The sequence below is a fragment of the Bacteroides salyersiae WAL 10018 = DSM 18765 = JCM 12988 genome (genome assembly GCF_000381365.1).
In the GTDB taxonomy this organism is placed as follows: Bacteria; Bacteroidota; Bacteroidia; order Bacteroidales; family Bacteroidaceae; genus Bacteroides; species Bacteroides salyersiae.
Genome location: NZ_KB905466.1, coordinates 1,214,647 through 1,228,473, shown reverse-complemented (window position 1 = coordinate 1,228,473; position 13,827 = coordinate 1,214,647). Strand labels below are relative to the sequence as shown.

The window sequence follows — 13,827 nt, the reverse complement described above, 5'->3', positions numbered from 1 at the left end:
GTTTTTACTATCAATTGATTGAAATCTGTTATTATGAAAAAGAAAATTACGTTATTCACTTTGTTTTTTGGAGTGTTGTCGGTATTTGCCCAACAGGCTCCTATTAAGATCGACTTTAATAAAAGCGATCGTCAGGAAAAAGAGGTACATGAACCAGGATATGTCTCATGGGTTATTCAGGATTGTGTGGATACAACAAGGGTTATCAATGGAATTACTTTTACACTTGCTAATGGAGAAAATTCAAGCGGCCCGTCTTTAAAATCTCATTGGTATAAAGCAGGTCTTCAAACTCCTTATTTTGCTCGTTTGGTAAGTGATGGAGTGATTGTCAACGGAGGTGATTTTGATGGTGGAGAAATAGAATTGACATTAGAGGGGCTTTCAGCAGGCAAGCATACTTTATTGACATATCATAATCAAGTAGATGCACCTACTGACAAGACGTTCGGTGAGATTTGCATTGATGTAAATGGGAAGCAAGTAGTCAAAAATTTACCGCCAACACAGCGTGTACTTAGTAATTATGATGCGGCGACAGCCTATATCGAGTTTGAGGCGGTGGAGGGAGAACCGGTCAAATTCCGTTTCTATCCGAATTATTCGTCATCGGCACCTTCAATAAATGTTATTATAAACGGATTGGCTTTGGATGTTCCTAATCTGGCTAAACAAGCAAAATCTCCTTCTCCGGAAAACTTGGATATCCATGTGAATGCAGAAGATGGTAATTATACTTTGAGTTGGACGTCGGCACCGGATGCTGTTGCGCATCAGGTTTATATAGGAACAGATTCACTGACTGTAGCTCAGGCAGATAAGACATCTTCTTGTTATAAAGGGGAACAGGCACATACTACTTTTGCATTAAATGATTTAACTTCCCGTTTTTATTATTATTGGCGTATAGATGAAGTCGAAGCGAATGGTGAGATAACCAAAGGGGATATCTGGAAGTTCTCCCCGCGTTTATTGGCTTTCCCCGGTGCTGAGGGATATGGACGTTTTGCACGTGGCGGTCGTGGCGGTAAAGTGGTATATGTGACTAATTTGCAGGATTATGATCCTACCATCGGCGAAACCCCGATTCCGGGAAGTCTGCGTTATGCTGTTACCGTAGAGAAGGGAGCCCGTACGATTGTCTTCGGAGTTTCCGGTATTATTACATTAAAGACACGCTTGACCTTGTCGGACTCTTTTGTTACAGTTGCGGGACAAACTTCTCCGAATAAAGGTATTTGTTTGAAGGGAGCGCCGTTTGGCTTTAGTGGTACCAGTGATGCTGTGATGCGGTTTATGCGTATACGTATCGGAGCCGGTCAAACTTATGACGGAACCGGATTGAACGGTGCTAATCATTGTATTTTCGATCATCTGTCGGTAAGTTGGTCTATTGATGAGGCATTCTCTTCACGTAGCGGACAAAACTTGACATTGCAAAAAACCATGCTGGCCGAAGCATTGAACGCAGCGGATCACCAGAATTATCCTTCCGGAACCCGTCATGGTTATGCGGCGACGATTAGTGGGGATATTGGTAGTTTCCATCATAATTTGTTAGCTCATAATGAAGGACGTAACTGGAGTTTAGGTGGTGGATTGGATGGTGACGGTAATTTTGCCGGTCGCATGGATATTTTCAATAATGTGGTTTACAACTGGGATGGCCGTACGACTGATGGCGGTGCGCATGAAGTGAATTTTGTGAATAACTATTATAAGCCGGGACCGGCTACATTGAATGGGGGTAAAAAAACTGCCTTGAATTTGCAGCATGATGATTATCCGGGTACACAGAAATACTATACAAATGGAAATATCGTAGAGGGATGGTATGAAGATTTGAGTAATCCTCAGAATGGTTGTGTGGATGGTTCATGGCCAAATGGTGATAAGAAATATGATCCTTTTGTGACAGAACCTTTCTTTGAATCGTTTGCCACTGTTCATACAGCAAAAGATGCCTACAAAGCGGTACTTTCGGACGTCGGATGTACATTGCCTATGTTTGATGATCATGATGTACGTATTGTAAAAGAAACTTTGGATGGAACAGCTACTTATAAAGGTAGTAAAACCGGAGAGCCGGGATTGATCGATCATCAGGATGATGCCGGTGGTTGGGAAGACTATCCCGAGGAAATTGTAGATCTGAGTGAATTTGATACAGATATGGATGGTTTGCCTAACTGGTGGGAAATTATGTTCGGAACAAACCCGGAATCGGCAGTAGGTGATTTCTCTGATGCAAATGCGGATGACGACGAAGATGGATATACAAACTTGGAAGAGTATTTGAACTACATGGCTGTACCTCATACTGCAGTCGAAGTGAATAAAGAGGCAGAGTTTGATTTGGCTCCCTATTTTGTGGGATATTCCAAGACCACTCCGGTTTATACGGTAGCTGCCATTCAGAATGCTACGGCAACGGTTGACGAAGGCATATTGAAAGTTACTCCGGAAAAAGATTTTGAGGGTATTGTGAATGTAGATGTAAAAGTGACAGACCAGGATGGTGCTTCTATGGTACGTTCATTTGCTGTCAGAGTGGGTGAAAAAGCCGTTTCTACCGGTATTCATTCTGCAAAGAATGATCAGGAAATCTCGGTTTATCCGAATCCGGCTGTCGATTATATCTATGTGAGTGTTCAGAGTGATGTTCAGGAAAGCGTCCGGATGGAGATTACAACACTCTACGGACAAGTATTAAGCACAGAAACGGTTGCCACTTCGGTGAATGTACCTTGCAGGGTAAATGTATCCGATCTGCCTGCAGGGATATATATCCTGAAAGTACAAACTGCCGATGAACAGTCTGCCGTTAAGTTTATCAAAAAATAAGATTTAAAAGATGAAAAGAATGATTATAACGGGGGTTGTCTTGGCAGCCCTCTTAAATACTGCCAATGCCCAGTTTGCCATTGAAAACAATTCGAAGTTGGGAGCAAAGGTGGAAAATGTATCGGAAACTACTAAACGCTTTTTACTGGATTTCGGTTCTGATGCCAATGCCGGTGAAAGTATACAAGTGAAAGGATTGTATGCAAGAGCCTATACGGAAACCGGCGAGTCTGTCTCTGTCGATTTGAGCAGGGGAAAATGCGAGAGTTTGAATGGCTTCGGCAATCCATTGATTCTGAATGATGTTCCGGCTATTGCTACTGCTTATGGAACAGAAAGACCCATAGTAGGATTAATCGGAATAGACGGAACGGACAGGGCATTCGGTATGCTTCCCGGTAGTGCCAATAAGAATGTGGAGTTGGCAGTTGTCTTCTCATTGAGAGGATGTAATATGGAAAGTGATGTGACATTCGATTTAGTGACAGCGGATGCCGGAACAAGCGGTGGAACAAATAATTATAAATTGTTGGTAGGAATCGATACCAGTAACGGACTGGGTGTGAATGATTATGAAGCGTTGGAAAAGGCTTCATCTGCCGATAATACTGATAAATGGTTTGTGATCGACAATATTTATACATCCGGTGCAAAAGGGGATAGAAAAACGATTGACTTGACAAAGCTGATCGGTAAGAATGTTACGGATTTGAGTTATAAAACAGTTTATCTGTTTCTTTATACTACGGGATCTTCTGCTGCCGTAGAGGAGGGTAAATATGATCCGGTTGTCTGCTTCGACAATTTATCGTTTACATACGGGCAACCTACCTGGCTTTCTCCCGAGATAACTGCCGTCGATCAGAATGTGAACTACAATGATTCCGTACCGGTGGAGGTACAGATTAATACCACGAAAGAGTTTAAATTCCGTGTCAAGAGTCAGAATAGAGGGGGAACTTTGATCTTTCGTTGCAATGCCGATAAGCTTCCTGCGCAATCTATCAGATGGAATTTCCCGGAAACAGGTGCTATTAAGGCAAATGACGGAAATGGTAACTATACGGTAGATGTGGCATATAATTATTCACCTTCGGAAGGTAGTGGCAGTCAGGTAACAATGACTGTTCCGGAACCGGAAGCCGGTCAGTTGGTGGATGATGACTTGGAAGTGACTTTGCTTTTCAATGCTCCTAAGCGGGTGGTTGCCCGTCCTGGCGTAGATAAAGTTGAAATCGATAATGGTATCCGGTATTTCATGACTGTACTGGCAAAAACAGTGGAAACCGTAACAGGAATTCAGGAGACGGAGAGACAGCAGTCTTCGGTTTATACAGAAAATGGAGTTCTTAAAGTCGAAGGTGCAGTGACGCCGGTAGAAATATACTCTTTGTCCGGTATTAAAATAATGACGGTATCTCCGGAAACGATATTGGAAGGGGTAACTTTAGAACAGGGATTTTATTTGCTTATGTTCAATGGAACTGCCAGCAAAGTGGTAATGCCATAAAAGAAAATATGTATAGAATGATTTTTGTTAAATTTAAAATTTAAAAGATGAAAAAACAAGTTTTACTTACAGCAGCCTTGTGTAGTTTTACATTAGGTACAGTCAATGCACAACTTCAGACGAATAGAAGTGAATCGGTCGTAGGATTTAACGGGGCGGAAGCTTTAGAGAATGGTAACAAGCGTCTGATTCTTACATTCAATACAACTAAAGGATATACGGATGGTTCCGAAGGAAGTAATAAGATTAATTGTAATAGTTTGAAAGGATTGGCCGGTGCTGCTTTAACGACGGAAGGTCTTACTAATAATGTAGCTGCCTATTTGGATAATTACCATTGGATGAAAGGTACCAATCAGGGAGCTAAATTCAAACGTTATAAAGATGTCGCTTCACTCATTGCTGCCCATACGGTAGGCGAAACACTTGTCAGTACTGATCACCGTTATTGGAAATGCGGTAATATCTTGATGGATATTCCCGAAACAAATGGAAAAGACCAGGCATGGGCGGTTTGGCCGGGTATTAATAAAAGAACCGTGATGATGATTTCGTTCAATGGAAGTGACGGAATAGCTAACTTATGCAAAGACATCGAATTAGACTTGATGACTTTGGATAAAGGGACAACCGGTAAAACGTCTTCTTATAAGATGATCGTCATTACCGGACAGAACAGTATCAACTTGGGTGAGTTGGGAAAAGCTTGCGGTAAGGAAGGTAATGATGTTGCTTTGTTGGATTCTATTAATGAAAACAATGTAGCTGCCGTAAATGAATATTTTGGTGAAGATTATACTTGGTTTGCTAAAGATAATGTTTACACGACTTCAGAAGACGGTTCTCTTAACAAACAGACATTGAAAGTGGCTGAAACCGTAGGTACTACTATAAAAGAACTTCGCGGTAAAAAACTGACAATCATTCTATATTCTACTACTTCCGAAACTCCTGTGCAGCCGGGCATGTACGAACCGCTTTTGGGTGTCGACAATCTGTCTGCCGAATATAGCGAGGTGAAATGGATCGAACCGGCAGTAGCCGCTGATGTAAAAGATACGCTGAATGTCGATTGTGTATCGGGTGGTGTGGAAAATGAGATTAAGTTTGTGCTTAAGACCCAGAATCGTCTGGCCGACTTGACCATTGTTCCGGATGGTGATAACAAGATGCTGACTTCTTTCAAGATGACTCCAAAGGACGAGAGATGCTGTATTATGGCTTATAATGAAGCAACTCAGAAATATGATATCCCTGTAGATTATACCTTTACGCCGGCTACCGGATCGACTCCGTATGAAGTTAAGATACCGGCAAGTGCAGACGGAACATCCGTAAATGATAATATTGAAGTTACGGTGCTTGCAACGAGCCGTCGGGCAGCAACAGCTTCTTATCGTTTGGAAATTAACAATGGAGTCCGCATCTGGAAAGATATCATTGCTACATTTGCTGAGGCTGTTTCTGTTCAGTCAATGCAAGAAAATACGGTAGCCATTAGTGTCGATGATAATAAGATTGTTGTTAAAAATGCAACGGATAATATTACGGTAACTGATATCTCCGGACGTGTATTAAAGACCGTGAATGCAATGGAAGCGGCTCAGGGAATCACTATGTCGCAAGGTCTTTATATTGTAAAAGCAAATGATCTGACTCAGAAGGTAATGATTCAATAGGTGTTTTTTTAGAGTCAGGAAATAAGAAGCCTGTAATCGGAATTTGGCATACCAGCACGTATACTTCACATGAATTCCGGTTGCAGGCTCTTTATTTTTTTTGCAAAACGAATGTTGTTTCTGTTGATTACAAAAACACATCTTCCACGTCTTACTGATATAGTTAGAAGATCAAACGGAAAAATACTGTAAATATGAAAAAGAAAGCTGTTTTAGTGGCTTATGTTGCTTTATTGGCCACACCCGTTGCGGTGATGGCACAATACCCGCAACTGACAGAAGAGGCAAAGGCCAAGTATGATAAGATGATAACGGAAGCGCGTCGCCGTTCGGACGAGGCTTGGGCAAAAGCCCTTCCTATTATTGAAAAAGAAGCCGAACAAGGTCGCCCGTATATACCTTGGGCTTCGCGTCCCGATGATTTGCCACAGGCAAAGATTCCGGCATTTCCAGGTGCCGAAGGGGGTGGTATGTATAGTTTCGGCGGCCGTGGCGGAAAGGTGATTACGGTGACGAATTTGAATGACCGTGGTCCCGGATCTTTCCGCGAAGCTTGTGAAACGGGAGGTGCCCGCATCATTGTGTTCAATGTATCCGGTATCATTCGTTTGGAATCGCCGATTATCGTGCGTGCTCCTTATGTGACGATTGCGGGCCAGACTGCACCGGGAGACGGAGTTTGCATTGCAGGCGAATCTTTCTGGGTGGACACGCATGATGTTGTAGTACGTCACATGCGTTTTCGCAGGGGAGAAACCAAGGTACATCATCGCGATGATTCATTTGGCGGTAACCCGATCGGTAATATCATGATAGACCATTGTTCGTGTAGCTGGGGATTGGATGAGAACATCTCTTTTTACCGGCATATGTATGACCCGGGAGAGGGATATAATAAAGAGAAACTGCCTACGGTAAATGTGACGATTCAGAATACGATTTCTTCTCAGGCATTGGATACTTACAACCATGCTTTCGGTAGCACATTAGGGGGAGAAAACTGTGCTTTCGTGCGTAATCTTTGGGCAAGTAATGCTGGGCGTAATCCTTCTGTAGGATGGTTCGGGATCTTTAATTTTGTGAACAATGTGGTTTACAACTGGGTACACCGTTCGGTAGACGGAGGCGATTATCGTGCCATGTTCAACATGGTGAACAATTATTATAAGCCGGGACCGTTGACTCCCCGGGATACTCCGGTGGGGCATCGTATCCTGAAACCTGAGGCAGGTCGCAGTAAACTGGATTATAAAGTATATGGCCGCGTATATGCGGACGGTAATATCATGGAGGGCTATCCCGAAATAACCAAGGATAACTGGAACGGTGGTATTCAGGTAGAAGATCAGGCTGACACTAAAGGGTATACCGAGCAGATGCGTACCAATGTGCCTTTTGTGATGCCGTATATCAATATCATGTCTGCAACCGAGGCATATGACTATGTATTGGCCAATGCAGGAGCCAATATTCCCCGTCGGGACATTGTTGACGAACGTGTGATCGAGGAAGTGAAGACCGGTATTCCTTATTATGAAAAGAAATTGCCTAAAGACGCTTATGGCGACCGTTGGGGGCTGGCTCCGAAATCACAGGATACGGAAGGCTTTTTCAAATACCGCCGCTTGCCAAAAGACTCTTATAAGCAAGGCATTATTACCGATATTCGTCAGGTGGGCGGTTATCCCGAATATAAAGGAACTCCTTATGTGGACACTGACGGTGACGGTATGCCGGACGAATGGGAGGTAGCAAACGGCTTGAATCCGAATGACCCTAACGATGCCAATGAAGACTGTACCGGAGACGGATATACCAATATCGAAAAATATATCAACGGAATCAGTACGAAAAATAAAGTAGACTGGACAGACTTGAAAAATAATTATGATACATTGGCCGGGAAAGGCAAATTAATGTGATAGAGATTGGAATCAATGGATAAAATAAAGAGAAACCGGATGGTTTGGACAGTATTTTTGTTCATACTGTCCATCTCTTCCGTTGCCGCGGTGGAGTTGGATTCGTTGAATCGGGATCCTGAATATGTGGCATCTATCAAGATGCGTTCGGAAAAAATTGTAGACGGATTGAATCTGTCCGACCGGAATGTCCGTAGTGAAGTGACCCGGATTATTGCCAATCGTTACTTTGAACTGAATGATATTTACACCGCGAGAGATACGGCCATCGATGCTGCTAAAAGCAAGCTGACCGGTGAAGCGAAGGAAGCTGCCATACAGGCTGCCCGTGACAAAGCGGATGCAGCACTTTATCGTTCTCATTTTGCTTTTCCGGCTGCCTTGTCATTGTTTTTGAATGACCGGCAGATTGAAGGTGTGAAAGACGGGATGACTTATAATGTATTGCACGTCACGTACAGTGCACAACTGGATATGATTCCGACATTGAAGGAAGAAGAGAAAGCACAGATATATGCCTGGTTGGTCGAAGCCCGCGAATATGCTATGGATGCCGAAAGTTCTAAGAAAAAGCACGAGGCCTTTGGCAAGTACAAAGGCCGTATCAATAATTATCTCTCGAAGCGTGGTTATAATCTGACTAAAGAACGGGAAGAGTGGGCCAAACGTGTAAAGGCACGGGGAGGAACGCTTTAATAATGATTTAATGTGCCAATATGCCAATGTGCCAATTTCCGTGCGGAATAATAGAGTTGGATAAATGTTTGTGAAAACGATAAATGTCTGTCTTTTTGATTCATTATGGTTGTTTTCTGTAACATGTGCTTTGAAAATATAACGGCAACTAAAAGATAAATTGCATAATAAAGTGGATAATATGCACTTTTCTCTGTATATTCCTGCTTTAGATGGATGCATATGTGATTTATCCCGGCATGTAAACTTGATTATCCCGGTATGTTAGGTTTGGTTTCTCTACGAGAAACGGTCCGAAACTCTACGGGAAACTCCAAGAAGCTCTACGGGAAAAATAAAATCCTCTTTAAAGAATGATTTTTGAAGCTAACTGATAATAATATACGGATTGATCTTTAATGTTAAAAAGAACGGTTAGTTTGAACTCAGGAAACAGATCGTATGGTAAAATCAGAAAGTGACAGATATTTGTTGCGTAATTGATTTTTATACGGACTATCTGAATAAACGAACCGGGAAATGGAGAGAGTTTTTGGAGGTGACGTTTCTCCCTTCTCCTGATGAAGTGATTCTGTAGGATTAAGAATATCATTTTGCAAATGGTCAAAATAGAAGAGTACTTCCTTGCATAAGGAGGTACTCTTTTGCGTAAAGATGGGTACAAAACGATTTTCTTTTCGTCTATCTTTATAGTATTTGATAGGTAAACATATATTATATCAGGCAGTCGAATTAAAGAAATGATAAAGTTGAAAAGTCTATGGATGGGAGTTTGTATGGTAGTGCTTTTACTCTCCTGTCGTACAGAAAAAGAGGTGTATCTCTCTACCTCTTTTCATGAGCCGGCCACAGAGGGCCTTCGGTTTATTTATAGTGAAGACGGTATCCATTGGGACAGCATAGCAGGTGTGTGGCTCAAGCCGGAAGTCGGCAAGCAAAAGATCATGCGCGATCCTTCTATTGTACGTTCGGGCGACGGTACTTTCCATTTGGTATGGACTTCGAGTTGGAAGGGAGATCTCGGTTTCGGATATGCACATTCAAAAGACTTGATCCATTGGTCGGAAGAGAAATTCATCCCGGTGATGGCCCATGATTCGACTACGGTGAATGTATGGGCGCCGGAATTGTTTTACGATGATGAGAAAGATGAATTTATGGTGGTCTGGGCCTCCTGCATTCCTTATAAATTTGAAAAAGGGATAGAGGATGAATTCAATAACCATCGCCTGTATTACATTACCACGAAAGATTTCGACCGGATTTCTGACACCCGGCTTTATTACGATCCGGGATACAGTGCCATCGACGCTACTTTGGTGAAACGTACTTCGAAAGATTATGTACTGGTTGTCAAAGATAACACCCGGAATAACCGGAATATAAAAGTGGCTTTCGGGCCGTCACCCACCGGTCCTTTCGGAGCTACTTCCGCGCCGATTACCCCCGGGTTTTGTGAAGGGCCTACGGTGGTCAGGGTGGGTGATTGGTATTATATCTATTTCGACGATTACAACCGGAAAATATTCGGCGCTGTGAAAACCAAAGATTTCATTCATTTTACGGATGAGACTGCAAATGTATCTATGCCCGAGGGACACAAGCATGGAACGATCTTCAGAGCCCCGGCTTCGGTAGTGAGGGGCCTCTTCTCCGGCTCCTCCCCGAAGGGAGGGAAAAGAGAACGTCTTGCAAATTAATAAATTATTGACAATATATATATCCTCTCCTTAATGAAAAGGAAGATAGATTGTCTTACGAATTAATAAATATTTAACAATACATTCCCCTTCCACCCTCCCTTTGGGGGAGGGGCCGGGGGAGAGGCTTTTTTAATATGAACAAACTGTCGATTTTACTTTTAGCCCTGTTTCTCCCTGTCACTGCCATTGACGGGCAGGACAGGATACACTATACGGGAAAGGAACTTTCCAATCCGGCTGCTCATGACGGGCAACTCTCTCCGGTGGTAGGTGTGCACAACCTGCAAGTGATGCGCGCCAATCGTGAACACCCCGACGTTTCTAACGGAAACGGATGGACATACAACCACCAACCGATGTTAGCTTATTGGAACGGGCGGTTCTATATGCACTATCTTTCCGATCCTTCCGATGAACATGTACCTCCTTCACAAACCTTTCTGATGACTTCCGAGGACGGGTATCACTGGACGGATCCGGATGTACTTTTTCCTCCATACCGCGTTCCGGACGGATATACGAAGGAATCCCGTCCGGGCATGGTTGCCAAAGACCTTTTTGCCATTATGCACCAACGGGTAGGTTTTTATGTCTCTAAGTCGGGGCGCTTGATAGCGATGGCCAATTATGGAGTTGCTTTCGACAAAAAAGATGATCCGAACGATGGAAACGGCATAGGACGCGTCGTGCGTGAAATAAAAAAAGACGGCAGTTACGGGCCGATATACTTCATTTATTACAATCATGGTTTTAATGAAAAGAACACTGCTTATCCTCCCTTCCGGAAGAGTAAGGATAAGGCATTTGTAGCCGCTTGCCGGGAGATATTGGATAACCCTCTCTATTGGATGCAGTGGGTGGAAGAAGCCGACAGGGAAGATCCGAATCTTCCGTTGAAAAAACGCTATAAGGCTTTCAATGCCTATACACTGCCCGACGGCCGTCTGGCTTGTCTGTGGAAGCATGCTTTGACATCCGTCAGTGAAGACGGAGGCCACAGTTGGGCCGAACCCGTGTTACGTGCCGAGGGTTTTGTGAACAGTAATGCCAAAATCTGGGGACAGCGATTGAGCGACGGCATGTATGCCACTGTATACAATCCTTCCGAATTTCGTTGGCCACTGGCCATCTCCTTGAGCAAGGACGGGCTCGAGTATACCACTTTGAATCTGGTAAACGGAGAAATTCCTCCCATGCGTTATGGAGGCAATTATAAATCGTATGGTCCTCAATATGCACGCGGCATTCAAGAAGGCAATGGAAAACCGGAGGACGGAAACCTGTGGGTGACGTATAGCATGAATAAAGAAGATATATGGATTTCCCGTATTCCCGTTCCGGTACGTACAGAAGCAGGCAGCCATGCTAAAGAAGATTTTTCACGCTACGCCCGGTTGGCCGATCTGACGGAATGGAACATCTATTCACCCCTGTGGGCACCTGTCTCTTTAGAGACTGAAGCGGGAAATACTTGGTTGACCCTGCGGGATAAAGATCCGTTCGATTACGCCAAAGTGGAACGCAAGATTCCGGCTTCCCGGCAACTGACTGTCTCTTTTGATCTCATGGCAGGCCAGAACGATCGTGGTACATTGCAGATCGAATTTCTGGATGCCGATGGTATTGCCTGTTCGCGTATCGAACTCACTTCGGAAGGAATCTTACGGGCAAAAGGCGGTTCACGTTTCTCTAATATGATGAAGTATGAGCCCGGAAAGACTTATCATATACAGGCTGAACTCTCTGTCAAGGACCGGAATATCCGGATATCGGTAGACGGCCGGCCGGTGGGGCAACGTATGTTCTATGCTCCGGTAGCTTCTGTCGAACGTATCTTGTTTCGTACGGGAAATGTCCGTATGTTTCCCACTCCCGAAACGCCTGCCGATCAGGAATATGACTTGCCCGGCGCTGGAAAACAGGAAGCATTGTCCGAATTCCGGATTGCCAATTTTTCCACAGCTTCGACTGATGCCGATGCCACTGCGGCGGTTTTGAAGTACGCCGGTTTCCGTCATTATGCCGATGCTTTCAATGCAATGGAAGACGAGAATATCGTGCAGGCCATACCGAATGCCAAAGCTTCGGAGTGGATGGAAGAGAACATTCCTTTGTTCGAATGCCCCCAAAAGAATTTTGAAGAGATGTATTATTTCCGTTGGTGGAATTTAAGAAAACATATTAAGGATACTCCGGTGGGATATGGTATGACGGAATTTCTGGTCAACCGCTCTTATGCCGACCAATATAACCTGATAGCTTGTGCCGTGGGACATCATATTTATGAAAGTCGCTGGTTGCGCCGTCCGGAATATCTCGACCAGATCATCCGTACCTGGTATCGTGGCAACGGGGGGAATCCCATGAAGAAGATGATGAACTTCAGTTCCTGGAATGCAGATGCAGTGTTCAATCGCTATCTTGTCAGTGGCGACCGTGCGTTTACGATGGATCTGTTACCCGATCTGGAAGCGGAATACTGGCGTTGGGAGAGTACTCACCGTCTGCCCGGAGGCCTTTACTGGCAGGGTGATGTGCAGGATGGAATGGAAGAATCCATCAGTGGAGGGCGTAGGAAACAATATGCGCGTCCCACCATCAATAGCTATATGTATGGCAATGCTAAAGCACTTTCAGCTTTAAATAAGCTGGCCGGTAATGACGACCGTGCAACTTGCTATCGTCTTAAAGCCGACACCTTGAAGCAGTTGGTACAGGAGAAACTTTGGAATGAGCGTCACTCGTTTTTCGAAACCTTGCGTAAGGATTCTTTTGCCAATGTCCGTGAGGCTATCGGGTATATTCCCTGGTATTTTAATCTGCCCGATACCGGCAAATACGATGTGGCGTGGAAAGAGGTAATGGATGAAGGCGGCTTTTCTGCTCCTTACGGTCTTACTACCGCCGAGCGCCGCCATCCGGAGTTCCGTACGCATGGAGTGGGAAAATGTGAGTGGGACGGGGCTATCTGGCCGTTTGCTTCAGCACAAACTTTAACGGCGATGGCCAATTTTATGAATCGTTCTGCACAGTCTGTCCTGACCGACAGTATCTATTTTCATCAGATGGAACGGTATGTAGAATCGCAATATCACCGGGGGCGTCCCTACATCGGCGAGTATTTGGATGAAGTGACCGGATATTGGTTGAAAGGCGATCAGGAACGGAGCCGTTATTACAATCATTCCACTTTCAATGATTTGATAATTACCGGTCTGGTAGGTTTGCGTCCCCGTGCGGATCATACGGTTGAAGTGAATCCGTTGCTTCCCGATGGCCGGTGGGATTGGTTCTGTTTGGATAATCTTCTCTATCACGGTCATTATCTGACGATTCTTTGGGACAAGTATGGTGACCGGTATCATCGCGGTAAAGGGTTGCTGGTGTTGGTGGATGGAAAGATAGTCGGACAGTCTGATACGCTCGAAAGAATAGTATGTAAAGATGTGTTAGAATAAAATAAGTAATCAGGC

The 13,827-nt window shown here is 44.1% G+C and carries 7 protein-coding genes; all 7 read left to right on the top strand.

Going from position 1 to position 13,827, the window contains the following annotated elements; genetic code table 11:
* Positions 1-33 precede the first annotated feature (33 nt).
* The 7 genes from HMPREF1532_RS04750 to HMPREF1532_RS04720 all read left to right on the top strand — a co-directional run bounded on the left by HMPREF1532_RS04750 (position 34) and on the right by HMPREF1532_RS04720 (position 13,812).
* Positions 34-2,844, top strand: a complete 2,811-nt coding sequence (locus tag HMPREF1532_RS04750) for a T9SS type A sorting domain-containing protein (protein ID WP_005925574.1) — start codon at positions 34-36, stop codon at positions 2,842-2,844.
* 10 nt (positions 2,845-2,854) lie between these two features.
* Positions 2,855-4,354 (top strand): hypothetical protein, encoded by a 1,500-nt coding sequence (locus HMPREF1532_RS04745; protein ID WP_224203843.1) that lies wholly within the window; start codon positions 2,855-2,857, stop codon positions 4,352-4,354.
* 47 nt (positions 4,355-4,401) lie between these two features.
* A complete protein-coding gene (locus HMPREF1532_RS04740) occupies positions 4,402-6,033 on the top strand; it encodes a hypothetical protein (protein WP_005925568.1) in 1,632 nt (543 codons plus the stop codon).
* Between the two features lie 194 nt (positions 6,034-6,227).
* Positions 6,228-7,955 (top strand): thrombospondin type 3 repeat-containing protein, encoded by a 1,728-nt coding sequence (locus tag HMPREF1532_RS04735; protein WP_005925565.1) that lies wholly within the window; start codon positions 6,228-6,230, stop codon positions 7,953-7,955.
* A gap of 39 nt (positions 7,956-7,994) precedes the next feature.
* Positions 7,995-8,651, top strand: coding sequence for a DUF3826 domain-containing protein (locus tag HMPREF1532_RS04730; RefSeq protein WP_005925562.1), 657 nt, complete (start codon positions 7,995-7,997; stop codon positions 8,649-8,651).
* 740 nt (positions 8,652-9,391) lie between these two features.
* Positions 9,392-10,351, top strand: coding sequence for a glycoside hydrolase family 43 protein (locus HMPREF1532_RS04725; protein ID WP_005925560.1), 960 nt, complete (start codon positions 9,392-9,394; stop codon positions 10,349-10,351).
* 137 nt (positions 10,352-10,488) lie between these two features.
* Positions 10,489-13,812, top strand: coding sequence for an MGH1-like glycoside hydrolase domain-containing protein (locus tag HMPREF1532_RS04720; RefSeq protein ID WP_005925558.1), 3,324 nt, complete (start codon positions 10,489-10,491; stop codon positions 13,810-13,812).
* Positions 13,813-13,827: the final 15 nt, after the last annotated feature.

Coding starts and splice junctions, on each gene's coding strand:
- HMPREF1532_RS04750 (WP_005925574.1), top strand. CDS start 34: ATGAAAAAGAAAATTACGTTATTCACTTTGTTTTTTGGAGTGTTGTCG.
- HMPREF1532_RS04745 (WP_224203843.1), top strand. CDS start 2,855: ATGAAAAGAATGATTATAACGGGGGTTGTCTTGGCAGCCCTCTTAAAT.
- HMPREF1532_RS04740 (WP_005925568.1), top strand. CDS start 4,402: ATGAAAAAACAAGTTTTACTTACAGCAGCCTTGTGTAGTTTTACATTA.
- HMPREF1532_RS04735 (WP_005925565.1), top strand. CDS start 6,228: ATGAAAAAGAAAGCTGTTTTAGTGGCTTATGTTGCTTTATTGGCCACA.
- HMPREF1532_RS04730 (WP_005925562.1), top strand. CDS start 7,995: ATGGTTTGGACAGTATTTTTGTTCATACTGTCCATCTCTTCCGTTGCC.
- HMPREF1532_RS04725 (WP_005925560.1), top strand. CDS start 9,392: ATGATAAAGTTGAAAAGTCTATGGATGGGAGTTTGTATGGTAGTGCTT.
- HMPREF1532_RS04720 (WP_005925558.1), top strand. CDS start 10,489: ATGAACAAACTGTCGATTTTACTTTTAGCCCTGTTTCTCCCTGTCACT.